Here is a 25360-nt window from a genome sequence, read left to right as displayed (position 1 = left end):
GGCGCCCGCCGTCACGGCCGGGGAGAGTGGACCGGTGACGACAGCGGACCGACGGAGGTGACCCCGGTGCCGAACCCCCATGTGCCCAGCACACTCCTCGCCCGGCACGGCGAGGCGCTCGACCTGTTCGGCGCGCGGGTGCACGCCGTGCGCGCCGACCAGTGGGACGCCCCCACTCCGTGCACCGACTGGACGGTGCGCGACCTGGTCAACCACCTGACCGCCGAGCAGTTGTGGGTGCCGCCACTGGTCCGGGAGCGGCGGACGATCCAGCAGATCGGCGACGCCTACGAGGGCGACGTCCTCGGCGACGACCCGGTCGGGGCGTGGGACCTGGCCGCGGCGGGTTCCCGCGACGCGTTCCTGGAGAAGGGCGCCCTGGACCGGACGGTGCACCTGTCGTCCGGCCCCGCGCCGGTTCCGGCGTACTGCTCGCAGATGGTCGCCGACCTGGTGGTCCACGCCTGGGACCTGTCCCGGGCGATCGGCGCCGACGAGCGGCTGCCGCGGGACCTGGTCGACTTCACCGTGCGTGAGGTGTCCCCGTACGCCGACAGCCTGGCCGACAGCGGTCTGTTCGCGGCGCCGCTCACGCCCCCGCCGGACGCCGACGAGCAGACCAGACTGCTGGCGATGGTCGGGCGCGAAGCCTGACGGCCCTGACGACGGCCCTGGCGCACGACGAGGCTCCTCGTCCGCCGCGCGGGACGAGGAGCCGGCCCGGCCGCCCGGGCGTCCGAGGGGGCCGGGCGTCCGACGGGTCAGCCGCCCGAGGTCTTGGCGAACTCCGCCGTGAGGGCTTCGCAGAACGCCTTGAGGTCGTCCGGCTTGCGGCTGGTGATCAGGGTGCTGGGCCGCGCTTCGCACACCTTGACCTGCTCGTCCACCCACTCGCCGCCGGCGTTGCGGATGTCGGTCCGCAGGCTCGGCCACGAGGTGAGCGTACGGCCGCGGAGCACGTCGGCCTCCACGAGCGTCCACGGACCGTGGCAGATCGCCGCGACCGGCTTGCCCGCCTCGAAGAAGTCCCGTACGAACGCCACGGCCTTCTCGTCCATGCGCAGGAAGTCGGGGTTGGCGACACCGCCGGGAAGCACCAGCGCGCCGTAGTCACCGGCCGACGTGTCGGCGACGGTCCGGTCGACGGGGAAGGTGTCCGCCTTGTCCAAGTGGTTGAACGCCTGGATCTCGCCCGGCTCGGTCGAGACGAGCACGGGCGTGTCACCGGCGTCCTTCACCGCCTGCCAGGGGTCGGTGAGTTCCACCTGCTCGACGCCTTCGGGCGCCACGAGAAACGCGATCTGCACAGTGGTTCCTTTCTGGCTGTCTGTCCTGCTTACCGGGCCGGCTGCCTTCCGTGCCGGGCGCCGGGGTCCGGCCGGCGGGGCCGGCGGCGGGCGGTTGCACCCGTGCCGCGCCCTTCCCGCCGGGCTACGCCGGATGCGGGGGCCGCTCCAGCGCCACGGCCACGTCCTGCACGCTCCGGTAGGTGCCGTCGTCCGGCAGCGCCGCCACCCGCTCGACGAGCGGATCGGGCGCGTGCCGCTCTCGCAGCATGCGCAGCAGGTCGCCGCGGTGTGCCGGGAACGGCGTGCGCGCCAGGTGCCGGCCCAGTTCCAGGCGCAGTGCCTCGAACGGGTCGGTGTGGCCCCGGGGCGGTGCCAGTTCCGGGTCGTCCTCGGCCACCGGCTCCGGGTCGTGCCACTCCTCGGTCCGCGTCGGGTGGCCGGACCTGAGCAGCCCCTGGAGCTGGTGCTTCATCTCATCGTCCTGGCGGCGGCTGAGCCGGTCGCTGCCTCGCTGCATGGAGCCCTCCATGTCTTGCCTGTGCGGTCGCCGGGCGGGTACCCGACGGGGCCGGGACAAACCCGGGTTTGGGGACGGCGAAGCGGGGGACTCGCGGCTGCGGTCCGAGCGGCCAAGGGGTGACGGGGAAGAAGGTCTTCGGGCGCGGACGGCGGTACGCGCCCGAAGACCCCCGGCCGCCCGTACCGTCAGGACTTCCCGCCCGGCAGGAACTCCTGCACCTTCGCCTTCAGCCCCTGCTTCACGACCGCGCCACGCCCGGCGTCGCCCTTGGCGAGGGCCGCGACGGTGGACTCCAGCTGCTGCCAGGTCGCATGCGGCGGGATCGGCGGTACGGACGGGTCGGTGACGAACTCGACGACCGCCGGTCCGTCCGCGGCCAGCGCCGTCCGCCAGGCGTTCTCCACCTCGTCCGGCTTCTCCACCCGCAGCCCGGTCAGCCCGATGGACCGGGCGAACAGCGCGTACGGCACGTCCGGCAGCTCCTGGGACGGCAGGAACGACGGGGCGTGGCCCATGGCGCGCAGCTCCCAGGTCACCTGGTTGAGGTCCCGGTTGTTCCAGACACCGATGACCAGGCGCGGATCGTCCCACTGGTGGCGGTACTTGGCGGCGGTGATCAGCTCTGCCAGCCCGTTCATCTGCATCGCCCCGTCCCCGACCAGGGCCACCACCGGCCGGTCCGGGTGCGCGAACTTGGCGCCGATCGCGTACGGCACCGCGCACCCCATCGTGGCCAGCGTCCCGGACAGCGAGCCGCGCATGTCACCGCGCATCGAGATGTGCCGGGCGTACCAGTTGGCGACCGACCCGGAGTCGGACGTCAGCAGGGTCCGGTCCGGCAGCAGCGGCGAGAGGGCCCGTGCCACGTGCTCCGGGTTCAGCGGGTCGGCCGACACGCTCGCCCGCCGTTCCATGACCTCCTCCCAGCGCCGCACCGACTTCTCGATCTTCTCCCGCCAGCCGCGCTCGGGGTTCCGCCGCAGCAGGGGGATCAGTCGGCGCAGCGTGGCGCGGGCGTCGCCGATGAGGTTCACCTCGTACGGGTAGCGCATCCCGGCCATGTGCGGGTCGAGGTCGATCTGCACCGCCCGCGCCTGCCCGAACTCCGGCAGGAACTGGCTGTAGGGGAAGCTGGAACCGATCGTCAGCAGCGTGTCGCAGTCCTGCATCAGCTCCCAGGACGGCCGGGTGCCCAGCAGTCCGATCGAGCCGGTGACATAGGGGAGTTCGTCGGACAGGACGTCCTTGCCGAGCAGTGCCTTGGCGACACCGGCGCCCAGCAGCTCGGCGACCTCCTCCACCTCCGCGCGGGCCGCCGCCGCGCCCTGGCCGATCAGGATGGCCGGTTTCCCGCCGGAGTTCAGCACCTCGGCGGCCCGCTCCAGCGCCTCGTCGGCGGGCACCGCCGTCCAGGCGCTCCGGTCCAGGCTGGAGGGCACCATCTTGAACTCGTGGGTGGGCGGCGTGTACTCCAGCTCCTGCACGTCGCCCGGCACGATGACCACGGTCGGGCAGCGGCGCGCGTACGCCGTGCGGATCGCCCGGTCCAATACGTTCGGCAGCTGCTCGGGGACGTTCACGGTGGCGATGAAGTCGGAGGCGACGTCCTTGAACAGCGAGTGGAGGTCGACCTCCTGCTGGTACGAGCCACCCATGGCGCTGCGGTGCGTCTGGCCCACGATCGCCACCACCGGCACATGGTCGAGCTTCGCGTCGTACAGCCCGTTCAGCAGGTGGATGGCGCCCGGCCCCGAGGTCGCCACGCACACCCCGAGCCGGTGCCCGAACTTCGCGTACCCGACCGCCTCGAAGGCGGCCATCTCCTCGTGCCGGGCCTGGATGAAGCGGGGCTGGTTCTCGGCGCGGCCCCAGGCGGCGATCAGTCCGTTGATGCCGTCACCCGGATAGCCGAACACGTACTCCACGCCCCAGTCGCGCAGCCGCGCGAGAATCTGATCGGCGACATCCTTGCTCATTCGCGGTCCTCCCGGCCTGGCACACGGTAGTTACCCGTTGGTAGCGGTGCCGCGTCGCGGCAGCACTGGCCCGGGTACCGCGGCCTCGAAGAGCGGAAACGCCGGATCGCGGCCAGCATGGAATCAGGAGTTTGCCGGGTCGGACCCCGGGCAGGCGCATCTCGTGCTTCGGACCGGAGGCACGTCCGTAGGAGCGGCGATCCGTTCCGGGCGTGTCTCCTGCCCGGAGAAAGGAGCTCTCCTCGGGGTGACAGAGCCAACCGTCAGCACCGTTCAGGGAGCTGAAAAGCAAATGCGTACCCTCGCTCACACGAAGCATCCGCACGATGACGCCCCCGACACCGCCGAGGCGTTCCAGCGCCTGGCCACCCTGCCGGAGGGCGAGGAACGGGAAGCGGTCCGGCAGGACATCGTCCGGGCCTGGCTTCCCATGGCGGACCGGCTCGCCGGCCGGTTCCGGAACCGGGGCGAGTCCCTGGAAGACCTCAAGCAGGTCGCCGCTCTCGGTCTGGTCAAGGCCGTGGACCGGTACGACCCGGAGCGCGGCGCGGCCTTCGAGAGCTTCGCCGTCCCCACCATCACCGGCGAGATCAAGCGCCACTTCCGCGACCACATGTGGACGCTCCACGTGCCGCGTCGCGTCCAGGACCTGCGGGGCCGCGTCCGCGCCGCCTACCAGGAGCTCTCGCACACGGTCGGAGGCCGCGCTCCCACCGTGTCCGAGATCGCCGAGAAGGCCGGCATGACCGAGGAGGAGGCCATGGCCGGGCTGGAGGCCCTGGACAGCTTCACCGCCCTCTCCCTCGACGCCGAGCTGCCCGGCACCGAGGACGGTTACACGCTCGTCGACGCCCTCGGCGGCCCGGACCCGGCCCTCGACGTGGTCATCGACCGCGAAGCGGTCAAGCCGCGCCTGCGCAGCCTGCCGGAACGCGAACAGAAGATCCTCTACATGCGGTTCTTCCGCGACATGACCCAGAGCCGGATCGCCGAGGACCTCGGCATCTCGCAGATGCACGTGTCCCGGCTGATCAGCCGGTGCTGCAGCCAGATGCGCGAGGACATCATGCGGGACGCCGCCGCCTAGCGAGCGCCGCACGGGGCGGGACAGCACGTCGGCGGCCCGCCCCCCGGCCGCCGGGAACCCCCGCCGCGCACCCCTGCGGAACAGCGCCGCCCCGTCCGCCACCGCCCCGTCGACCTGCGTCGGTGGCGGCCACCCCTGGCCCGCACCACGACGGAGGCGCCCGAGGCGTCCTCGCCGCACGCGGGCCTTCCCCGGCCCGCACCCGTCGGGAGGCCGACCCGCCGCGGGCCGGCGGCTTCCGGCCGGGCTCCTCGCCGCACGCCGCGAGGAGCGGCGGTACCGCGCCGCACACCCGCCCTCGTGACGGACCCGGCCGACCGCGCCACCGGCCCGACCCGTACCACCGGCCCGACCCCGTACCACCGGCCGGACCGCGCCACCCCCCCCGCACCACCCCGCCGCCCCGGACCACCGGCCGGACCGCTCCGGAGCGGCGAGCTGCGAGGAACCTCCGTATAAAGGGCTGTAGGGCTGGGCACATGTCCCCGGACCACCAGCGGCGGAGCTCCAGCGGCGGAGGTGAGGGCATGCGGCAGCCGGACACCAAAGGACGCGGACCCGTGCGCTACGGGCCACCCGCGCCCGAGCCCGGGCTGCCGGTGCTGCCCGAGCTGGCCGCCGTCCTCGCGGCCGCCGCCGGCCGCACCGAGCCCGAACCGCCCGGCGGCGGTGGTGCACTGCGCGACGCGGCCTGCGGCTACTGGGGGCGGCGCGGCCTGCGCTGCCACCCCGAGGACGTCGCCGCCGCGCCCGGCGCCCAGCCGCTGCTGTCCGCCCTCATGGCCGCCCACGGCGGCGACGTCCTCATGCCCCGGCCGTGCCCCGCCTGGTGGACCCCGCAGGCCAGACTCCTGGGCCGGCCCGCGTACCACGTGCCGACGCCCGCGGAGTGCGGTGGCGTACCGGACCCGTTCGCGCTCCTGGAGACCGTACGGCGCGTCCGGGCCGAGGGCGGCCACCCGGCGGTCCTGCTGCTCTCCGTGGCCGACGACCCCACCGCCACCGTCGCCCCGCCCGAGGTGGTGCGCGAGGCGTGCGAGGCGGCCGTCGCCGAGGGCCTGCACATCATCAGCGACGAGACCTGGCGCGACACCGTGCACGAGCCGCACGACACGGTCCTCGTCAGCCCCGCCGAGATGTGCCCCGACGACGTCACCGTGCTGTGCGACCTGGCCGGCGCCCTGACCCCCGCCGCCTGGCCCGCCGCGATCGCCCGCTTCCCACCCGCCGGACCCCGCCCCGACCGCCGCGCCCGGACCCTGGACCGGCTGACCGCGCTCGGCGCGCTGGTCGCCGCGCCCGTGGCCGCCGCCGCCGCCCACGCGCTGGGCGAGCCGGCGCCGGTCACCGCCCGCGCGGCGGCCTGCGCCGCCCTGCACGCGCGCGTGGCGGCCGCCGCGCACCACGCGGTGCTGACCGCCGGGGCGCTAGCCCTTCCACCCCGGGCGGGACGGCACCTGTACGCCGACCTCGGCCCCCTGCGCGCCCGCCTCGCCGAACGCGGCGTGACCGACTCCATGGAGCTGGAGGAGTACCTGACGAACCGCCTCGGCGTGCCCGTCCCCGGCGGACACCGGTTCGGCGACGAACTCGGCGCCCTCCGGGTGCGCCTCGCGACGTGGCCCCTGCTCGGAGCGACCCACGAGGAGCGCACGGAGTCCCTCACGGCGGCGGACCCGCTGGAGTCGCCCCACGTGGTGGAAGCGTTGGAAAGGTTCGGTTCCGCGTTCCACGAACTGCGGGAACCACGGTGAACGGAGCTGGCAGATGACGGAACGGACGGTACCCGCCGAGCAGCCCGCCCAGGGCGGCGCCCACGCCGCGTTTACCGAGCAGCCCGCCCAGGGCGGCGCCCGCGCCGCGTCCACCGAGGGTCCCCCGGCCGGCGGCGCCCCGCGCCCCCTCGGCCGGAGCCGCACCTGGCCGCGCTCCTTCGCCGACCGGCTGACCGCCCCGCTCCCCGGCGTACGGGCCATGGCGAGGCTCGCCCGGGAGGGAGCGGTGCGCCCGACCGCCGAGGGGCTCCGGGACATCCCGCGCCTGCCGTTCGCGCCGGAGCCGATGCCCGCCGTGGGGCCGGAGTCCGTCGCCGTCACCTGGGCCGGCCACGCCAGCTGGATCGTCCGGGTCGGCGGGCTCACGGTCCTCACCGACCCGGTGTGGTCCCGCCGCATCCTCGGCACGCCCGCCCGCATCACGCCCGTCGGCGTCCGGTGGGAGGACCTGCCGCCCGTCGACGCCGTCGTCATCAGCCACAACCACTACGACCACCTCGACGCCCCCACCGTGCGCCGGCTGCCCCGCGACACCCCGGTCCTCGTCCCCGCCGGGCTCGGCCGCTGGTTCCGGCGCCGCCGCTTCACCCACGTCACCGAACTCGACTGGTGGGAGACCGCCGAACTGCGCGGCGTCCGCTTCCACTTCGTACCGTCCCACCACTGGTCCAAGCGGACCCTCACCGACACCTGCCGCTCGCTGTGGGGGGGCTGGGTGCTCGCCGGACCGCACGGGCACCGCGTGTACTTCGCGGGCGACACCGGCTACGGGCACTGGTTCGGGGAGATCGGCCGCCGCCATCCCGGCATCGACCTCGCCCTGCTGCCCATCGGCGCCTACGACCCCCGCTGGTGGCTGCGCGACGTCCACACCGACCCGGAGGAGGCCGTCCAGGCGTTCCAGGACCTCGGCGCCCGGATCATGGCGCCCATGCACTGGGCCACGTTCGTGCTGTCCTCCGAACCGGTCATGGAGCCCCTCACCCGCGTCCGCGCCGCCTGGCGGAAGGCCGGCCTGTCCCGCGACCGCCTGTGGGACCTCCCGGTCGGCGCCTCCCGGGTTCTCTAGAGGCCCGCCGGGGCGCATCAGCGCGCCGCACCGGGTGCCCCGGACGAGCGGGTCCGCACCCGCCGCCACACCGACGGCACCGCCCCCACCAGCACCGTCAGCACCACCGCCGCCAGTACGCCCTGCCACGGACGGGAGAACAGGGAGCCGCCCAGGACGCCGATCAGCTGGTACGTCACCGCCCACGCCAGGCACGCCGGGAGGTTGCCGCGCACGAAACGCCGCAGCGGCATCTCCGCCAGCAGGCACGCCAGCATCACCGGGATCCGCCCCGCCGGCACCAGCCGGGACAGCACCAGCACCGACACCCGGTGCTCCCGCAGCTTGACCCGCGCCTGCTCCAGCCGGTCCGGCGCCGCCCGCCTCCGCAGCGCCTCCAGCCACCGCGAACCGTGCTCCGACCGCACCCCGCGCCGCCCCAGCCAGTACAGCGCCACGTCCCCGACGAAGGCCGCGCCCGCCGCCAGCACGAACACCACCAGCAGGGCGACCGGTGACGTCTGATGGAACGCCACCACCGCGGCCGAGCTGACGATCGCCCCCGTCGGGATCACCGGCACCAGCGCCCCCAACGCCACCAGCAGGAACAGCGCCGGATAGCCGACGGCGTGCTGGGTCGACTCCGGCAGCGCACCCACCACGGCGTCGATCACCCGGACACCTCCGGCCGGACGCTCTCGCCGTGCCCCAGCCGGTGCACCGCCACCCCGGGCGCCAGCCGCGCCGCATGGCGCACGAACTCGTCACCGGGCGCGTGGAACTCGTGCGGCCGCACCCCGTCCAGCCCGATCGGCCAGTACGTGCCGTAGTGCACCGGTACGGCCGCGCGCGGCGCCAGCTCGGCCAGCGCCCGGGCCGCCCGCGCCGCGTCCAGATGGCCGTCCCCCAGGAACGGCCCCCACCCGCCGACCGGCAGCAGCGCCACGTCCACCTCGCCCACGGCCTCCGCCATCCCGTCGAACAGTCCGGTGTCCCCGGCGAAATAGGTCCGCGCCGCACCGCTGATCACATACCCGAGCGCGGGGGAGTGATGCGGCCCCACCGGCAGCCGCCGCCCGTCGTGGCGCGCCGGCACCGCCCGCACCACCAGCTCCTCCACCTTCACCTCGTCCCCGGCGGCCACCTCGGTGACCGCGAACCCGCCCGCCGCCGCCAGCCTCCGCAGCCCCGGCACCGCGCGGGCCGCCCCGCGCGGCACGACCAGCCGCGTGCCCGGGGCGAGCCGGGCCAGTGACGGCAGGTGCAGGTGGTCGGAGTGCAGGTGCGAGATGAGCACCACCTCCGCCCGCGCGGCGGCCGGCGGCGGCAGCGCGCCCCGCCGTCGCCGCAGATGGGCCAGACGGCGCGCGAACAACGGATCGGTCAGCACCCGCACCCCCGAGTCCCGCACCGTACAGGTGGCATGACCCCACCACGTGACCTCCACCGGCACGCCCGCCCTCCTCGCTCCCGCAATGCCGTACGAGCTCCTACGAGCGTAAATGCGCGCCTCCTCGCCCGGAGGTGATCGGAGTAGGGTCGGCGGCATGGACGACGTACACGTGGCGGCGATCGCCAGCCTGACGCCGCTCGAGGAGCTCGACAGCGACCCCTTCCTGGTCGACACCCGCAGCCAGCACGCCATGTGCGAGCTGTGGGCGGCGGGAAAGGGCTACGTCGTCAGCCGGCACCTGCTGTTCTACGGGATGCGGCCCGACCACCGGATGCTGTGGGCCGACGTCGAGGCGGGGGCGGTCGACCTGTTCGTCGTCCCCAACGAGCGGGTCCTCGCCCGGGCGCTGACGTCCGCGCGGGACTTCACGGCCGAGTGCGAGCGCCGTGGCGTACGGCTGGAGACGGCGGGCCTGGACGAACCCGCGTACGACGCCGGGATGAAGGCCCAGGTGCACCGCCGGCTCTCCATGCCGACGGCGGGCTACGACGGCTGCTGAGCAGGGGCGGGAGCGGACGGGCGTGTTCCGGGCACGGTGGCGTACGGCGGGTGGTGCCCTGCTGCGGGTCGTCGTGGTGTGGGCGGTGTCCACCCTCACGCTGCTCGCGCTCGCCGGTCTCCTGCCCGACTTCCAGCTCCAGTCCGACGACGGCGACAGCATCACCCGGACCGCGGTCACCGCCGCCTGGGGCGCCGGGGCGTTCGGCCTGCTGAGCGCCCTGGTGTGGCCGCTGGCCGTCCGCGCCCTGCTGCTCGTCCCGGCCCTGGTCCTCGGGTTCCTCGCCTTCTTCCTCAACGGCTCGCTGCTGCTCGTCGCGCTGTGGCTCATCCCCGACGGGCGCGGCGAGGCCGACCCGGAGAACGCCGTCGTGGTCGCGGCCGTGATGTCGGCCGTCGCGTCCGCCACGTCCACCGCCCTCGCCGTACGCGACGACGACGCCTACCGGCGCCGCCTGTACAGGCTGGCCGGCCGCAGCCGGTCCAAGCCCCCGGCGCTCGGCCCCGCCGCCCCGCCCGGCACGGTGTTCCTCCAGCTCGACGGCGTGGGGCACCGGGTGCTGCGGGACGCCGTGGCCGACGGGACCATGCCCACCGTCGCCGGGTGGCTCGCCGACACCCACCGCCTCACCTCCTGGCGCACCGACTGGTCCAGCCAGACCGGCGCCAGCCAGCTGGCCATCCTGCACGGGACCAACCACGACGTCCCCGCCTTCCGCTGGTACGAGAAGGACACCGGCCGGCTCATGGTCAGCAACCGGCCCGCCAGCGCCGCCGAACTCCAGCGCCGCGCCATAGCGCGCACCGGCGACGGCGGGCTGCTCACCCTGGACGGGGCGAGCCGCGGCAACCTGTTCAGCGGCGGCGCCGACCAGCTCGCCCTGGTGCTGTCCGTGTCGGCCCGCCGGGGCCGCCGCAACCGCTCCCGGGCCGGGTACGTCGCCTACTTCCGCGATCCCGCCAACGCCGTCCGCACCGCCCTGTCCTTCCTCGCCGAAGCGGGCCGCGAGATCGGCCAGTCCACCCGGTCCCGGATCAGGGGCGACAGGCCCCGGGTCGGCCGCGGCGGGCTGTACCCCTTCATCCGGGCCTTCGCCACCGTCGTCGAGCGGGACGTGGTCGTCGCCGCCGTCATGGGCGACATACTGGCCGGCCGCACCGCCGTGTACGCCGACCTCGTGGGGTACGACGAGGTCGCACACCACTCCGGGCCGCACAGCCGCGACGCCCTCGACGTGCTGGAGCGCCTCGACCGCTCCCTCGCCCTGATCGCCGAGGCGGCCGAGCACGCCCCGCGCCCCTACCGCCTCGTCCTGCTCTCCGACCACGGCCAGAGCCCCGGCGAGACCTTCGAGTCCGCGTACGGCCTGACGCTGCGGGACCTGGTCCGGGCCGGCTGCGGACTGCCCGTACCGCGCCGCGACCAGCACGGCCCGAGCGGCGCCGAGGCGCGCGGCGCGCTGCGCAGCGCGGTACGCCTGCCGGTGGAGGAGCGCGAGGAGCGCCCGGCCCGCACCTCCGACCCGATCGTGCTGGCCTCCGGGAACCTGGGCCTGATCTCGTTCCCCGACGTGCGTCACCGCATGTCGCGGGAGGAGATCGACCGCCGCCACCCCGCCCTGCTGCGCGCCCTCGCCGACCATCCGGGCATCGGCTTCCTGCTCGTACGCAGCGAGCGGCACGGGTCGGTGGTGCTCGGCCCCGACGGGTTCGAGGCCCCGGTCGACGACCTCACCGACGACGGCCCGCTCGCGGCCTTCGGCCCCGGGACCGCCGACGCCGTCCGGCGCACCGACTCCTTCCCGCACGCCGCGGACGTCATGGTCAACTCCGCGTACGACCCGCGGACCGGCACCGTGCACGCCTTCGAGGAGCAGATCGGCTCGCACGGCGGGCTCGGCGGCGAGCAGTCCGAGGCGTTCCTGCTGTATCCGCGCACCCTCTCCCCGCCGGTCGCGGACGGCGGCCGGCTGGTGGGCGCAGAGGAGGTCCACCGGGTGCTACGGCGCTGGCTGCGGGAGAGCCAGGGCCCCCAGGTGCCCGTGCAGGAAGTCCCGTCACGCCCCCGAGCGGAAGAAGCATTTCCGGTCGGCGACCGCGTCGCTCCGGACAAACACGGGTGATTTGGTGCAGCGTTCGCCGTACCTGACCATGTTCAGGTTTGTACGGAGAAAGGCGCACCACCCCCCATGACCAGCACCCCCACGATCACCGACCCCACCCCCGACGAGCGGTCCAGGCACGCCCGCAGCTTCGGACTGCCCATCGCGACCGCCCTGGTCATGGGCAACATCATCGGCGGCGGGATCTTCCTGCTGCCCGCCTCGGTCGCCCCCTATGGCACCATCAGCCTCGTCGCGTTCGCCGTCCTGACGGTCGGCGCCATCGCGCTCGCGCTCGTCTTCGGACGCCTCGCCCGGCGGCACCCCCTCACCGGCGGCCCCTACATCTACGCCCGCGAGGCCTTCGGCGACTTCGCCGGCTTCCTCTCGGCCTGGTCGTACTGGATCACCACCTGGGTCTCCAACGCGGCCCTCGCCGTCGCCGCCGTCGGCTACCTCGACGTCCTCGTCCCCGTGCACGAGTCCACGGCCGCGACCATCGCGGCGGCGCTGGCGCTCCAGTGGCTGCCCGCCCTCGCCAACCTCGCCGGTACGCGGTACGTCGGCGCCGTCCAGCTCGTCGCCACCGTCCTGAAGTTCGTCCCGCTCCTGCTGGTGGCCGTCGGCGGCCTGTTCTTCTTCGACTCGGCCAACCTCGGGCCCTTCCAGGCGAGCGACTCGGGCGCGGTCGGCGCGGTCTCCGCGTCCGCCGCCATCCTGCTCTTCAGCTACCTGGGCGTGGAGTCCGCGGCGGTCAGCGCCGGCGAGGTCCGCGACCCGCGGCGCAACGTCGGCCGCGCCACCATCCTCGGCACGCTCGGCGCCGCCGTCATCTACCTGCTGGGCACCCTCTCCGTCTTCGGCCTCGTCGCCCACGACCGGCTCGTCGAGTCCGGCGCGCCCTTCTCCGCCGCCGTCAACGCCATGTTCGGCGGGACCTGGGGCGGCACCGCCGTCGCCTGCATGGCCCTGGTCTCCATGGTCGGCGCCCTCAACGGCTGGACCCTGCTCAGCGCCCAGACCCCGTACGCGGCGGCCAAGGACGGCCTGTTCCCGCAGATGTTCCTGCACAAGCGGCGCGGCGTCCCCACCTACGGCGTCCTCGTCACCGTGGTCCTCGCCTCCCTGCTGACCGTCTACAACTACACGGCCGGCCCCGATGGCGTCTTCGAGATCCTGGTCCTGGTCACCACGTTCACCGCCACGGTGCCCTACCTGCTGTCGACGGCCGCGCAGATCTACTTCCTGGCCTCCGGCCGCGGCGACCGGGTCCACCGCCCCCGTCTCGTCCGCGACGCCGTTCTCGCGGTGGTCGCCTTCGCGTTCTCCATGTGGCTGGTCGCCGGCTCCGGCTACGCGGCCGTCTACCAGGGCGTGCTGTTCCTCTTCGCGGGCGTGCTGGTCCACGCCTGGATGTCCGCCCGCAAGCACCGCGCCTGACCCCGCCGGGGTCCCCGGCGCCGACGGCCACCCCGGGCGGGTGCGTACCCGTCCGGGCCGGGGCCCGGTGTCCCCGCTCCGCCGAACGAGCGGTTCTCGCCCCGGAACGGCACAAGGCGGCCGGTCACGGGCAAAGGAACGCCCATGACCAGCACGTCATCCCGGTTCGTCGCCACCGCTCGCCGGGCCGTGCTGGTCACCCTCCTCGTGCTGGCCGCCCTGCTGGGCGCAACGGCCGGGACCGCGGCGCCCGCCGGCGCCGAACCGCGCCCGGCCGCCTCGACGGCGCCCGACCCGGACCTGACGGAGGGCGAGGCGGCCGCCCCGCCCCGCGCGGCCCGCCGCCATCGGCGGGCCCTCCGCCCCGGGGCACCCCGTCCCGGCCGGCGCCCGGTGGCGGCCCCGCCCGCCACGCCGCCGCCCCTCCTCACGGGCCGGCCGGCGGTACGCGCCGTCCGGTGCGTGGTCCTGCGCTGCTGAGCGGTACGCCCAGCCCGCGCGGCCCGACCACGCCACCGACCAGGAGGACAGCCATGCCCATCGACCCCTTCGCGGCCCTGAACGCCCTGATCCGCGCCGAAGCGACCCGCACCGCCGACCCGGACGCCTCCCCGGCCGCCGACCGGGACGCCGTGCCCCGGCCTCCCGAGGAGGACGAGAAGTAGCGGCACAGCGGGAGAGGAGAAGCCGGCCGCGTCCACGGCGGGCGGGCGCGGCGGCCCGCCCCCCGGGTCATCCGCCCTCCGGGTCGCCCGCCCCCCGGTCACCTGCCCGGCGCCGACAGCCCGTCCGCCGCCGCCGCCAGCGCGTCCAGCACCGGGCGGATCAGCGGGTGCTCCTCCGCGCCGCGCCGTACCGCCGCGAACACCCGCCGGAACGCCGCCGGGCCCGCGACCGGGCGGACCACCACGTCCTTGAGCTCTATGCCCCGCAGCGCCGAGCGCGGCACCAGGGCGACGCCCGCGCCCGCGCCGGCCAGGGCGACCACCGCGCGGAAGTCGTCGGACGAGTGCACGAGCCGGGGGTCGAAGCCGGCCAGCTCGCAGGCGAGGAGCACCATGTCGTGGCACGGGTTGCCGGGGTAGGGCGCGATCCAGTCGGCGTCCGCGAGCGCCGCCAGCCCCACCTCCGGCTCCTGCCCGAGCGGGTGCCCCGCGTGCAGCACCGCGTCGAACGGCTCGGCGTACAGCGGCACCCGGGCCAGCCGCCGGTCGCCCTCGCGCGGCGCGCCCCGGTACTCCACCGCCAGCGCCACGTCCGCCTCGCCGTCCAGGACCAGCGGCAGCGACTCGTCGCCCTCCGCGTCCTTCACCCGCACCCGGATGCCGGGGTGCGTCCCGGCCAGCCGTCCGATCGCGGGCGCCAGCACCTCGGCGATCCCGGTCGCGAAGGCGGCGACCGTCACCTCGCCGGTGTGCCCGCCCGCGTACGCCGCGAGCTCCGCCTCCGCCCGCTCCAACTGGGCGAGCACCTCGTTGGCGTGCTCCAGCAGGATCTCCCCGGCCGCCGTGAGCCGCACGCCCTTGCCGCTGCGGGTCAGCAGCACGTGCCCCGTCTCCTGCTCCAGCGCGGCGAGCTGCTGCGAGACGGCGGACGGGGTCAGGTACAGCGCGGCGGCCGCGGCGGTCACCGTACGGTGGTCCGCCGCGGCCCGCAGGACGCGCAGCCGGCGGGGGTCGATCACCCTGCCATTGTCACCCAGCCGGCCACCCGGCCATCGCCGCCCGCCCGGCCGGGCACCCCGCCGTCAGCCCGCCATCGCCGCCCGGGCGTCGACGAACGCCGCCACCGCGCGCTCCACGTCGCGCGTCGAGTGCGCCGCCGACAGCTGCACCCGGATGCGGGCCTGCCCCATGGGCACCACCGGGTACGAGAAGCCGATCACGTACACGCCCCGCTCCAGCAGCAGCTCCGCCATCCGCCCGGCCTCGGCCGCGTCACCGATCATCACCGGGGCGATCGCGTGGTCGCCGGGCAGGATCTCGAAGCCCGCCTCCGTCATCCTCGTACGGAACAGCTTGGTGTTGGCCACGAGCTTCTCCCGCAGGTCACCGGCCGACTCCAGCAGGTCCAGGACCTTCAGCGACGCGGCGGCGATCACCGGGGCGAGGGAGTTGGAGAACAGGTACGGGCGCGAACGCTGGCGCAGCAGCTCCACGATCTCCGCCCGCGCCGCCACGTAGCCGCCGGACGCGCCGCCCAGCGCCTTGCCGAGCGTTCCGGTGATGATGTCGACCCGGTCCATCACGCCGTGCAGTTCGGGCGTACCCCGGCCGCCGGGGCCGACGAAGCCGACCGCGTGGGAGTCGTCGACCATGACCATGGCGTCGTACCGGTCGGCGAGGTCGCAGATCTCCGGCAGCGGCGCGACGTAGCCGTCCATGGAGAAGACGCCGTCGGTGACGATCAGGCGCCGCCGGGCGTCCTGCGTCTCCTTGAGCTGCTTCTCCAGGTCGGCCATGTCACGGTTGGCGTACCGGTGGCGGCGCGCCTTGGACAGCCGGATGCCGTCGATGATGGAGGCGTGGTTGAGGGCGTCGGAGATCACCGCGTCCTCGGGGCCGAGGAGCGTCTCGAAGACACCGCCGTTCGCGTCGAAGCAGGAGGAGTAGAGGATCGTGTCCTCCTGCCCCAGGAACGCCGACAGTCGCTGCTCCAGCTCCTTGTGCACGTCCTGCGTACCGCAGATGAACCGCACGGACGCCATGCCGTAGCCCCAGCGGTCCAGCGCCTCCTTGGCGGCGGCGACGACCTCGGGGTGGTCGGCGAGCCCCAGGTAGTTGTTGGCGCAGAAGTTCAGCACGTCACCGGAGGGGACGGACACCGTCGCGCTCTGCGGGGTGCCGATGACCCGCTCCGGCTTGTAGAGACCGGCGTCGCGGATCTCGTCGAGGGTGGCGCGCAGTTCGTCGCGGACGGACGCGTACATGAGGGGTACTCCTTAAGGGGTCACTGCGAGGGGCGAACCGAGCCGGATGTCTAAACGGTCCAGTCGAGGATGATCTTGCCGCTGCGGGCGGTGGCCGCCTCGTCGAACGCGGCGTCGAAGTCCTGGTAGCCGTAGCTGCCGGTGATCACCGGGCCGAGGTCGAGACCGCCTTCCAGCAGCACCGTCATCGCGTACCACGTCTCGAACATCTCGCGGCCGTAGATGCCCTTGACCGTGATCATCGAGGTGACGATCTTCGACCAGTCGACGGCGAACTCCTCGGCGGGCAGGCCCAGCATCGCGATCCGGCCGCCGTGCGTCATGTTCGCGACCATGTCCCGCATGGCCTCCGGCCGGCCGGACATCTCCAGGCCGATGTCGAAGCCCTCACGCAGCCCGAGCTGCCGCTGCGCCTCACCGATCGTGCTCTCCGCGACGTTCACGGCGAGCGTCGCGCCCACCTTGCGGGCCAGCTCCAGCCGCGACTCGCTCACATCCGTGATCACCACGTTGCGGGCGCCCGCGTGCCGGGCGACCGCCGCCGCCATGATGCCGATCGGACCCGCGCCGGTGATCAGTACGTCCTCGCCGACGAGCGGGAAGGACAGCGCGGTGTGCACGGCGTTGCCGAACGGGTCGAAGATCGCCGCCACGTCCAGGTCCACCTTCGTGCGGTGCACCCACACGTTGGACGCGGGCAGCGCGACGTACTCGGCGAACGCGCCGTCCCGCCCGACGCCCAGGCCCACCGTGGCCCGGCACAGGTGGCGCCGCCCCGCCAGACAGTTGCGGCACCTGCCGCACACCAGGTGGCCCTCACCGCTGACCAGGTCGCCCACCGCGATGTCGGTGACGTCGGCGCCGACGTGCGCCACCTCGCCGACGAACTCGTGCCCCAGCACCAGCGGCGTCGACACCGCCTGCCGCGCCCAGCCGTCCCAGGAGCGGATGTGCAGGTCCGTACCGCAGATGCCGGTGCGCAGCACCCGGATCAGCACGTCGCCGGGCCCGGTCTCGGGCTCCGGCACATCCATGAGCCAGAGACCGGGCTCGGCCTTGTGCTTGACGAGTGCCTTCATCAGTGCGGCTCCAGGCGGGGAGGGAGATCGTGAACGCGCACCAATCTGCCGACCCGCGCCCGCCGCGTCCATCGAGGTTTTCTTAAGCGGGTCAACAGCGCAGCTTCACGCGCCGCGCCGGTTACGTTCGACGTATGACGACGGAGGTCTGGTACGCGTCCTACGGCTCCAACACGCACGTCGACCGCCTGGCTCACTACATCACCGGCGGCACGCCGCCGGGCGGGGCCCGCGTCTGTCCCGGCTGCCGCGACCGCCGCCTGCCGACCGCCTCCGTCCCGGTGGAACTCGAGGGCGCCCGGTACTTCGCCACGGAGTCCCCGGTGTGGACCGGTGGCCGCGCGTTCTACGACCCGTACGCCGGCGGTCGCGTCCTCGCCCGCGCGCACCGGATCACCGCCGAGCAGTTCGGCGACATCGTGGCCCAGGAGATGTACCGCGACCCCGGCCCGGACACCGGCCTCGACCTGACCGAGGTCCTGCGTGACGGCCGCGCGGTGCTGGGCGGCGGACGCTACGAGACCCTCGTCAGCCCCGGCACCCTCGACGGGCTGCCCCTGCTCACCTTCACGGCCCCCTGGCGGTTGTACGAGGTCGCGTGGAACAGTCCCTCCGCCGACTACCTCCGCCACCTCGCCGCCGGCCTCCTCGCGACGGGCGCCTGGGACGCGGACACCGTCGCCGCCCACCTCGCCTCCTGCCCGGGGGCGGCGGGCCACTGGACCCGGCCGCGGATCAGGGACCTGATCGCCGGCTGACGGCGGCACGCGGCAGCCTCCGCCGCAGGCCCGGTGGACGGCGTACGCCGATGAAGCCCCGAACCGTGGCTCGGTCATGCCACCTCCGGTCCTCTCAGCGGCTCAGCGGCCCGTCACCCGCCGTGCGGGAGCGGCGGGGCGATCCTGAGGCACGCGGACTGGATTTCCGCGCTTTCCACGACGAAGGTCGAGTCCTCGCGGACCCCGGCCGCGACGTCGGGGTCCGCCGTACCGTCGAGGAATTTCACGTGCACTCGGAAGGCGTCGGGCGGCGCGCAGGCAGAGGCCGCCCGACCCGGTCCCGCCCCCATTACCCCGGCGGTAATCGACCACCTCCCGCCCGACCGGCAGGCTTGCGGTACCGGTGACCCGGCCGGCGCACTCCGGCCGGGTCACCGGGTCCCCGACGCCCTGACGATGGAGGCATCGCCATGTCCCACGCCCTGCTCGCCGGCATCTCCCGCACCACCGAGCCGCACACCATGCTGCGTCGCTTCCTCGCCCTGGACGCCGTCGTCACCGGAGCGAACGGGCTGGCCTACTGCCTCGCCTCCGGGGCCCTCGGGCGGCTCCTCGGGGTGGACGCCACGCTGCTGCTCGGGCTCGGCGTCCTCCTCACCGCGTACGCCGCCGGCGTCGGGCACCTCGCCTCCAGGCGGCGGCCACCGGCGACGGGCGTCAAGGTCGTCGTCGACGCCAACCTGGCCTGGGCGGCGCTCAGCGTGGCCGCGCTCGCCGCATGGCTCTCGCCCACGGCGGCCGGGGCCGTGTGGATCCCGGTGCAGGCCGCGACCGTGGCCGGGTTCGCCGCCCTCCAGTGGTCCGCCCTGCGGGCGGCGGGCAGCCGGAGCGACCGCTGGCCGCACGGGTAGCCGCTCGGCTCCGTGCCGCCCTCCCAGCCGTGTTGGGCGGCGGTGTTCGGGCGCCACCCGCTCCATCACGCGTCTCCTGAGGAACGACCGCCTCCACTCGCATCATGCCTCCGGTCGGCCCTACCCGCTCGGCATGCTCTCCGGGGCGCAATGCCGGACACTCCTGTATAAGCTGGTGGATTTCCCTCGGTTCGTAGTGAGGTGTTCGTTGTGCTTGAGGTCCCGCTCTGGTTGTGGGGGGCGTTCGCCGTGACGGTGGTCGTGTCGCTGGCGGTGGACCTGCTGTCCCACCGCACCGCGCATGTCATCCACTTCAAGGAGGCAGCCGCTTGGAGCGGTCTGTGGGTGAGCCTCGCCCTGATCTTCGGCGCGGTTGTCTTCCTCGTCCTCGGCACCACTGCGGGTACCGAGTACACGACAGCCTGGTTGCTGGAGAAGAGCCTGTCGGTCGACAATCTGTTCGTCTTCGCCGTGATCTTCGCCTACTTCAAGGTGCCCCGCGCCTACCAGCACCGTGTGCTGTTCTTCGGCGTCATCGGCGCACTCGTCTTCCGCGGAATCTTCCTGTCCCTCGGCGTGGCCGTGGTCAGCCGCTTCACCGCAGTGCTGTTCGCCTTCGCGGCGGTTCTCTTCTACAGCACCTACAAGCTCCTCAGGGACGAGGAGGAGAGCTTCGACCCGGGCAGGAGTTTCGCCGTGCGGATGCTCCGCAAGATCGTCCCGGTGCGGGACGAGTACGCCGGAGCGAAGTTCTTCGTCAAGGAAGCCGGCAAGAGGATGGCGACTCCGCTGCTCGCGGTGGTGGCGGCCATCGAGGCCGCCGACCTGATCTTCGCTGTCGACAGTGTTCCCGCCGTCCTTGCGGTCAGCGACGACGCCTTCATCGTCTACACCAGCAATGCGTTCGCCATCCTCGGCCTGAGGGCCCTCTACTTCATGCTCGCCGGCCTCCTGGACCGCTTCCACTACCTGAGCAAGGGTCTTGCGATCATTCTCGCCTTCATCGGCGTCAAGCTCATCCTCCAGGCGTCCCACAAGATGATCAGCCCCGGCATCCCGGAAATCCCTTCACCGGTCAGCCTCGTGGTCATCGTCGTCGTCCTGACAGGTTCCGTGGTGCTCAGCCTCAGAAGGCCCGCCCCGGCAGGTGCTGTGGAACAGGCCGACGCGCAGGGGGCCGCCTCCGCGACCACCGGGCAGCCCGACCCTCCGCCCGCGGGGGATGAACCCGAGTTCCCCGCAGGTCCACCGGACAGGGACCCGGGCCCTTGATTTCTCCAAGCTTCCCGGCTGGGCGGCAGGGACTTCCCCGCGCACCAAAACAGGCATATCGTAAATATATGACAAAAAAGCAAAGGGTCGAAGCGTACGAGTGCCCGGCCTGCAAGCAATCCGTGCCGGTCACGGTCCACCGCCACAAGACCCTCGGCGTATTCGTTCCCGCGTGGGGCCCGGGTGCGTGCCAGAACCGCGACTGCCCCGACTTCCGGCTGGAACCCGGTCGCAAGCACTCCCCGGCCCAGTAACTGATCGCCAGGGCGGTGACGGGCCGCCGGCCTGGACGGTGGCGGTCGCCCCGGCAAGTCACGCCGGACGGCCCGCCGGAGGATTCCCGGCGGGTGGCCGCCGCGCCGGGTGTAGCCACGCACCGGGCGTCCCCGGAGCGGGCTGCCCCGCCACTGCGATACCGCCAGGTGGGGGAGCCCCGCGGTCTCCGGCCGGGGCTGTTCTCCGCCGCCCCATCGTCACGACCGCCCGCCGCCGGCACCTGAGATTCCCACGCCACTGGCCCCGGACCGACGTCATCACGGTGCCTCGTACGACTCGAAGCCCCCGAACCCGTGGGGCCGGCCCTAGGGATGCTGGTCACCCACTCCGGGCTGCCGTGGTGCTCGCGCCCATGCGGGTCGGCCCCGATGGATGCTGCGGGCCGAGGCCGCCTGTCCGGCGGTAGGTCACGCACAACCGGCAGCGAGGCCACTTGGACGGGGAAAACGCAACTTCGACATGGCCCGCACAGGCGGCTACTTTCACCTGGACTCCGGCGGTCACCCAAGGTCGAACACGCCCCAACGACCCTCCCCCATGGGTAAGCCACCGAACCGGGTCCGTACCGGGCACGCCCAGCCAGGGAGAGACGCATGCCCCATCTTGCTCTGTACACATTCGGCGTCCTGAAGTCACCTCTCGCCGATCCCGCACCTCTCACGCGCGAGTTCTACGACATTGGTGAGGCCGTCTACCGGGAGATCGGTCAGCACCCCGGATACCTCGCACATGCTGAAGCGGCAGACCCTGACCGGGGCGCGCTCTTCGAGGCGGACTGGGGTGCATGGGGAAAGTTCGCCGTACCGACTTGGTACGGCAAGGGCCATACCGTGGAAACCACCGCCCTGGCCGCGACCCTCTCACTCTGGACCGACCTGCGCCCCGCCTTCGACGCCATCTACACCGGTCTGCACCGTGAGGCGCTGAACAGACGTTACGACTGGTTCGAGAGGACAGGGCACCCGAATCACGTGTTCTGGTGGGTCCCCGACGGCGAGATACCCACCTGGAAGGACGGGGTTTCCAGGCTGGAGCACCTCCACGACCGCGGCTCCGCGCCGAACGCCTTCACCTTCCACCACTCGTTCGCCCCAGACGGAACTCCAGGCAGGGTCGAAGGCATCGGGCCGAAGAGCGACCGGGTTCGCTGACAAGGAAGTCCGCGCCCGGAGGAAGCGGCGCGGCGCTGCCGCAAGGTCTCGAAGCTCCGGTCGCGGTGCCGGCTTGGACACCTCCACCACGCCGGAGGTCTTCGCCATGATCAGGACCAGAGTCCGTCAACGACGCCCGTCATCAACACACCTGGAGCGACCGCAGGTACTTCACCGTCGCCGGGTCGGCCGGGAGGAGGGTCTCGATGGCCAGCTCGGCGACCGTCACGTCCATCGGCGTGTTGAACGTCGAGATGGACGACACGAACGACAGCACCTGCCCGTCGTGCTCGATCCGCAGCGGCAGGGCGAAGTACGGGTACGGATGCGGATCCTCCCGGTCCGCCTCCCCGGTGTCCGCCTGCCGGGGCAGCGGGTACGCCGCGACCTCCTCGTACACCCGCCGCAGCGGCTCCGAACGCGCGAGCGCGAGCTGACGCTCCATCTGGGCCAGCAGGTGCCCCCGCCACTCCCGCAGATTGCGGATCCTCGGCGCCAGGCCCTCCGGGTGCAGGGTGATGCGCATGACGTTCAGCGGCGGGGTCATCAGGTGCTCGGGCAGCCCGTCCAGCAGCGCCATGATGCCCCGGTTCGCGGACACCACCGTGTACGAGCCGTCCACGACGATCGCCGGATACGGGTCGTACCCGGCCAGCAGCTGCTCGATGCCCGTCCGCAGCGCCCCCAGCGACGGATCGTCCAGGGACGTCTCGGCGTACCGGGGGGCGTAACCGGCCGCCAGCAGCAGGGCGTTGCGCTCCCGCACCGGCACCTCCAGGTGCTCGGCCAGGCGCAGGACCATCTCCTCGCTCGGACGGGACCGCCCCGTCTCGACGAACGAGATGTGCCGGGCCGACGAGTCCGCGCGCAGCGCCAGTTCCAGCTGGCTCAGCCGCCGCCGCTCGCGCCAGGCCCGCAGCAGCGGCCCTACTCCCGTACCCGTCACGACAGTTGTCATACCGCAGACGGTAACCCACGTGTCGACCACGGACCCGGGCCGCCGGACCGTATCGTCACGGTCACGTCGTCATCGTCCGCACCGACCGGAGGGAGCCCGGGACATGCCCACCGAACCGCTGTCGCAGAAGGAGATCGAGGACCGGCTGCGCGAACTGCCCGGCTGGTCCCAGGAGGGCGACCGGATCGCCCGCACCTACCGCCTCGGCACCCACTTCGCCGCGACCGCCCTGGTCGTCCACGTCGCCCAGATCCAGGAGGAGCTGGACCACCACTCCGACCTCACCCTCGGCTACAACACCGTCGGCCTCACCGTGAACACCCACGACGCGGGCGGCGCGATCACGGAGAAGGACTTCACGCTCGCCTCCCGCGTCGAGGAGATCGCCTCCTCCCACGGCGCGCGCTGACGGCCTACGCGCGCGTGGCGCCGGTCCGCGGCGACCGCAGCGAGTCGGCCAGGTAGCCGTCGAGGTCGGGGCGGTCCGGTGCGAGCACGTGCCGCGCCCAGGCGTCCCGTTCGTGCGCGAGCGGCGGCAGCTCCCAGACGCAGCCGATCCAGGGCCGCTCCAGGGGCACGAAGCGCGTCGGGTCCCGGTCCGGGCAGCCGAGCGACGGCTGCCCGGCCACGGCGATGGAACAGTGCAGGACGTTGTCCCACACCCAGCTGTACGCGTTGAGGTACGCGCCGTCGTCGCCGCCCCGGTGCAGGACGGTGAACGACATGGGCGGAGTCGTCCCGTCCGCCTCCGGCAGCAGCTCCGGGAGGAGCGCGTAGGCCGCCTCCGCCACCTCGGGGGCGATGCCGGACGGGTCGGCGGTGACGTGGTAGCGCTTGACGCGGCGGCCCGCCACCTCGACCGGGGGCGCCACGGACAGCAGTTTCTCTGCGAAAGCCATGGCTGGACCCTACGAGCGCTTCACTGACACCCTGTGTCGGTGAAGTCCAGCCGGCTCCTGTCGATCCTGCTCCTGCTCCAGACCAGGGGCCGGATGACCGCCGCCCGGCTCGCCGCCGAACTGGAGGTCTCGGTCCGCACCGTCTACCGGGACGTCGAGGCCCTGCACGCGGCGGGTGTCCCGCTGTACGGTGACGCCGGTCACCGCGGCGGCTACGAGCTGCTCGCCGGCTACCGCACCCGCCTGACCGGCCTGTCCGCCGGCGAGGCCGAGGCGCTGTTCCTCACCGCACTCCCCGGCCCGGCCGCCGACCTCGGGCTCGGGCCCGCCGTGGCGGGCGCGCGCCTGAAGCTGCTGGCCGCCCTGCCGCCCGAACTGCGGGCACAGGCGGACCGGATGAGCCGCCGGTTCCACCTGGACGCGCCCGGCTGGTACGCGGAGGACGACGACGTACCGTTCCTGCCGGCCGTCGCCGACGCGGTGTGGCGCGGCCGGGTCCTCGCGGTCCGCTACCGCCGCTGGACCGAGCCGACCGACGTCGACCGCCGCCTGGAGCCGTACGGACTGGTCCTCAAGGCCGGCCGCTGGTACGTCGTGGCGGCGCGCCCCGGCGGCTCGGGGCCGCGCACCTACCGGGTCGACCGGATCCTCCGGCTCACCGTCACGGACGACGCGTTCGACGTACCCGGCGACTTCGACCTGGTCGCCCACTGGCGGGAGTACCAGCGGGACTTCCACGCCCGCCTGTACCGGGGCGAGGCCCTGGTCCGGCTCTCGCCGCGCGGGCTCACCCGGCTCACGGGCGCCGCCGCCCGGGCCGCGGCCGCCACCGGCACGCGCGAGCCGGACGGCTGGACGCGCGCCCGGGTGCCGGTGGAGTCGGCGGACCGGGCACACGACCAGTTCCTCGCCCTCGGCTCCGACGTGGAGGTCCTCGGCCCGCCTGAGCTGCGCGCCCGGCTGGCCGCCACGGCCCGCGCGCTCGCGGACCGGTACGCCGGCGCCGACGGGTGACCGAGCGGAGCGGCTTTTGCGGAAGTGGCAAGAAAGCTCGCGGTGACCGCGCCCGGCCGCCACCCTGGCGGCATGAGCCAACACCACCACGGTCACCACCACCATGACGACACCCACATGGACTGGTCCGAGATGCTGCCGCTGCTGGAGAACGGCGCGGAGCTGCAGAGCGCGCTGTACCGCCGGGCCGCGGTCTGGCTCGGCGAGCTGCTGCCGGCCGCCGGAGTGCGCCGGGTCCTCGACGTGGGCAGCGGACCGGGCGTACTGACCTGTCTGCTCGCCGAGGCGTTCCCGTACGCCGAGGTCGTCGCCGTCGACGCCACGCCCGAGCTGCTGGAGCGCACCCGGGAGCGCGCCCGTGCCGCCGGCCTCGGCGAGCGGGTCACCGTGCGCCGGGCCGGCCTCCCGGACGACATCGCCGGGCTCGGTGGCGCCGACCTCGTCTGGACGGCCGACTTCCTGCACCACCTGGGCGACCAGCGCGCCGCCGTGGCCGACCTGGCGGGGCTGCTGCGCCCCGGCGGCCTGCTGGCGGTCGTGGAGGGCGGGCTGCCGACGCGGCGCCTGCCGCGGCACGACGGCATCGGGCGCCCGGGGCTTGAGGCGCGGATGGACGCGGCGCACGCCGAGTGGTTCGCCGACATGCGGGCGGGGCTGCCCGGCGCCAAGGAGGACACCGACGACTGGCGGGCCCTGCTGTCCGACGCGGGCCTGGTGCCGAGCGGCACCCGCTCGTTCCTGCACGACGTGCCGGCGCCCGTCACGGACGCGGTGCGCGGGCAGATCGTGGCCGGGTTCGCCCGGCACCGCGAGGCGCTCGGGGACCGGCTCGCCGCCGAGGACCGGGCCACGCTCGACCGGCTGCTGGACCCGGCGGAACCGCTGGGCCTGCACCACCGGCCGGACCTGTACATGCTGACCGCCCGCACCGTGCACACGGCCCGCCGCGGCTGAGCGGCCGGGC

General features: G+C 73.7%; 26 protein-coding genes. 16 read left to right on the top strand and 10 right to left on the bottom strand.

Features of this window, described 5'->3' with window-relative positions; genetic code table 11:
* The first annotated feature begins 66 nt into the window (after window positions 1-66).
* Complete coding sequence (locus AC07DW_RS11490) at window positions 67-654, top strand: TIGR03086 family metal-binding protein (RefSeq protein ID WP_478857420.1); 588 nt, start codon at window positions 67-69, stop codon at window positions 652-654.
* 107 nt (window positions 655-761) lie between these two features.
* Here AC07DW_RS11490 and AC07DW_RS11485 read toward each other — a convergent pair whose 3' ends face one another.
* The 3 genes from AC07DW_RS11485 to AC07DW_RS11475 form a co-directional block, all read right to left on the bottom strand.
* On the bottom strand, window positions 762-1307 hold the full coding sequence (locus tag AC07DW_RS11485) for a type 1 glutamine amidotransferase domain-containing protein (protein WP_478857419.1): 546 nt from the start codon (window positions 1305-1307) through the stop codon (window positions 762-764).
* Window positions 1308-1431: 124 nt separating this feature from the next.
* The gene (locus AC07DW_RS11480; RefSeq protein WP_478857418.1) at window positions 1432-1806 is read right to left on the bottom strand and encodes a DUF2795 domain-containing protein; all 375 of its coding nucleotides are present in this window, start codon (window positions 1804-1806) and stop codon (window positions 1432-1434) included.
* Window positions 1807-1994: 188 nt separating this feature from the next.
* The gene (locus AC07DW_RS11475; RefSeq protein WP_478857417.1) at window positions 1995-3785 is read right to left on the bottom strand and encodes a thiamine pyrophosphate-requiring protein; all 1791 of its coding nucleotides are present in this window, start codon (window positions 3783-3785) and stop codon (window positions 1995-1997) included.
* Window positions 3786-4077: 292 nt separating this feature from the next.
* Between AC07DW_RS11475 and AC07DW_RS11470 the strand changes: the two genes are divergently transcribed.
* From AC07DW_RS11470 to AC07DW_RS11460, 3 genes are all read left to right on the top strand, one after another.
* Complete coding sequence (locus tag AC07DW_RS11470; RefSeq protein WP_189549000.1) at window positions 4078-4872, top strand: RNA polymerase sigma factor SigF; 795 nt, start codon at window positions 4078-4080, stop codon at window positions 4870-4872.
* Window positions 4873-5399: 527 nt separating this feature from the next.
* Window positions 5400-6626: an aminotransferase class I/II-fold pyridoxal phosphate-dependent enzyme gene (locus AC07DW_RS11465; RefSeq protein ID WP_478857416.1), complete on the top strand. Its 1227-nt coding sequence runs from the start codon at window positions 5400-5402 to the stop codon at window positions 6624-6626.
* Window positions 6627-6639: 13 nt separating this feature from the next.
* Window positions 6640-7716, top strand: a complete 1077-nt coding sequence (locus AC07DW_RS11460; RefSeq protein ID WP_478857415.1) for an MBL fold metallo-hydrolase — start codon at window positions 6640-6642, stop codon at window positions 7714-7716.
* Window positions 7717-7733: 17 nt separating this feature from the next.
* Here AC07DW_RS11460 and AC07DW_RS11455 read toward each other — a convergent pair whose 3' ends face one another.
* Both AC07DW_RS11455 and AC07DW_RS11450 read right to left on the bottom strand, forming a co-directional pair.
* Entirely contained in the window at window positions 7734-8369 is a 636-nt protein-coding gene (locus tag AC07DW_RS11455) for a DedA family protein (protein WP_478857414.1), read from the bottom strand.
* Window positions 8366-9148, bottom strand: coding sequence for an MBL fold metallo-hydrolase (locus AC07DW_RS11450; protein WP_478857413.1), 783 nt, complete (start codon window positions 9146-9148; stop codon window positions 8366-8368). The genes AC07DW_RS11455 and AC07DW_RS11450 overlap by 4 nt, the downstream gene beginning before the upstream one ends.
* A gap of 94 nt (window positions 9149-9242) precedes the next feature.
* Here AC07DW_RS11450 and AC07DW_RS11445 point away from each other — a divergent pair, with 94 nt between their 5' ends.
* The 5 genes from AC07DW_RS11445 to AC07DW_RS11425 all read left to right on the top strand — a co-directional run bounded on the left by AC07DW_RS11445 (window position 9243) and on the right by AC07DW_RS11425 (window position 13853).
* A complete protein-coding gene (locus AC07DW_RS11445) occupies window positions 9243-9647 on the top strand; it encodes a hypothetical protein (RefSeq protein ID WP_478857412.1) in 405 nt (134 codons plus the stop codon).
* Window positions 9648-9669: 22 nt separating this feature from the next.
* Window positions 9670-11769 carry a phage holin family protein gene (locus tag AC07DW_RS11440; protein WP_478857411.1) on the top strand — a complete coding sequence of 700 codons (2100 nt, stop codon included), beginning with the start codon at window positions 9670-9672 and terminating at the stop codon, window positions 11767-11769.
* Window positions 11770-11835: 66 nt separating this feature from the next.
* The gene (locus tag AC07DW_RS11435) at window positions 11836-13188 is read left to right on the top strand and encodes an amino acid permease (protein WP_478857410.1); all 1353 of its coding nucleotides are present in this window, start codon (window positions 11836-11838) and stop codon (window positions 13186-13188) included.
* Between the two features lie 144 nt (window positions 13189-13332).
* Window positions 13333-13668: a hypothetical protein gene (locus AC07DW_RS11430; RefSeq protein ID WP_478857409.1), complete on the top strand. Its 336-nt coding sequence runs from the start codon at window positions 13333-13335 to the stop codon at window positions 13666-13668.
* 53 nt (window positions 13669-13721) lie between these two features.
* A complete protein-coding gene (locus AC07DW_RS11425; protein ID WP_478857408.1) occupies window positions 13722-13853 on the top strand; it encodes a hypothetical protein in 132 nt (43 codons plus the stop codon).
* A 98-nt stretch (window positions 13854-13951) separates the two neighbouring features.
* Here AC07DW_RS11425 and AC07DW_RS11420 read toward each other — a convergent pair whose 3' ends face one another.
* The 3 genes from AC07DW_RS11420 to tdh form a co-directional block, all read right to left on the bottom strand.
* Window positions 13952-14872 (bottom strand): LysR substrate-binding domain-containing protein, encoded by a 921-nt coding sequence (locus AC07DW_RS11420; protein WP_478857407.1) that lies wholly within the window; start codon window positions 14870-14872, stop codon window positions 13952-13954.
* 63 nt (window positions 14873-14935) lie between these two features.
* Window positions 14936-16117 carry a glycine C-acetyltransferase gene (locus AC07DW_RS11415; protein ID WP_478857406.1) on the bottom strand — a complete coding sequence of 394 codons (1182 nt, stop codon included), beginning with the start codon at window positions 16115-16117 and terminating at the stop codon, window positions 14936-14938.
* Between the two features lie 50 nt (window positions 16118-16167).
* On the bottom strand, window positions 16168-17196 hold the full coding sequence (gene tdh / locus AC07DW_RS11410; RefSeq protein WP_478857405.1) for an L-threonine 3-dehydrogenase: 1029 nt from the start codon (window positions 17194-17196) through the stop codon (window positions 16168-16170).
* Window positions 17197-17330: 134 nt separating this feature from the next.
* On the opposite strand from tdh, the gene AC07DW_RS11405 reads away from it, so the two are divergent.
* From AC07DW_RS11405 to AC07DW_RS11390, 4 genes are all read left to right on the top strand, one after another.
* Window positions 17331-17954 (top strand): histone deacetylase, encoded by a 624-nt coding sequence (locus AC07DW_RS11405; RefSeq protein ID WP_478857404.1) that lies wholly within the window; start codon window positions 17331-17333, stop codon window positions 17952-17954.
* Between the two features lie 431 nt (window positions 17955-18385).
* Window positions 18386-18826, top strand: a complete 441-nt coding sequence (locus AC07DW_RS11400; RefSeq protein WP_478857403.1) for a hypothetical protein — start codon at window positions 18386-18388, stop codon at window positions 18824-18826.
* A gap of 210 nt (window positions 18827-19036) precedes the next feature.
* Complete coding sequence (locus AC07DW_RS11395; protein ID WP_478857402.1) at window positions 19037-20098, top strand: TerC family protein; 1062 nt, start codon at window positions 19037-19039, stop codon at window positions 20096-20098.
* A gap of 869 nt (window positions 20099-20967) precedes the next feature.
* Entirely contained in the window at window positions 20968-21525 is a 558-nt protein-coding gene (locus AC07DW_RS11390) for a DUF3291 domain-containing protein (protein WP_478857401.1), read from the top strand.
* A gap of 142 nt (window positions 21526-21667) precedes the next feature.
* On the opposite strand, the gene AC07DW_RS11385 is transcribed toward AC07DW_RS11390, so the two are convergent.
* Window positions 21668-22483 (bottom strand): helix-turn-helix domain-containing protein, encoded by an 816-nt coding sequence (locus AC07DW_RS11385; RefSeq protein ID WP_478857400.1) that lies wholly within the window; start codon window positions 22481-22483, stop codon window positions 21668-21670.
* Between the two features lie 103 nt (window positions 22484-22586).
* On the opposite strand from AC07DW_RS11385, the gene AC07DW_RS11380 reads away from it, so the two are divergent.
* On the top strand, window positions 22587-22892 hold the full coding sequence (locus AC07DW_RS11380) for a 4a-hydroxytetrahydrobiopterin dehydratase (protein ID WP_478857399.1): 306 nt from the start codon (window positions 22587-22589) through the stop codon (window positions 22890-22892).
* A 4-nt stretch (window positions 22893-22896) separates the two neighbouring features.
* Here the strand turns inward: AC07DW_RS11380 and AC07DW_RS11375 are convergent, their stop codons facing one another.
* Window positions 22897-23382 carry a hypothetical protein gene (locus AC07DW_RS11375; RefSeq protein ID WP_478857398.1) on the bottom strand — a complete coding sequence of 162 codons (486 nt, stop codon included), beginning with the start codon at window positions 23380-23382 and terminating at the stop codon, window positions 22897-22899.
* Between the two features lie 39 nt (window positions 23383-23421).
* On the opposite strand from AC07DW_RS11375, the gene AC07DW_RS11370 reads away from it, so the two are divergent.
* Both AC07DW_RS11370 and AC07DW_RS11365 read left to right on the top strand, forming a co-directional pair.
* The gene (locus AC07DW_RS11370) at window positions 23422-24396 is read left to right on the top strand and encodes a helix-turn-helix transcriptional regulator (protein WP_478857397.1); all 975 of its coding nucleotides are present in this window, start codon (window positions 23422-23424) and stop codon (window positions 24394-24396) included.
* 72 nt (window positions 24397-24468) lie between these two features.
* Entirely contained in the window at window positions 24469-25350 is an 882-nt protein-coding gene (locus AC07DW_RS11365) for a class I SAM-dependent methyltransferase (RefSeq protein WP_478857396.1), read from the top strand.
* The last annotated feature ends 10 nt before the right edge of the window (window positions 25351-25360 follow it).

The organism is Streptomyces sp. NPDC045701, assembly GCF_056432045.1.
This window is presented reverse-complemented; position numbering and strand designations above follow the sequence as displayed.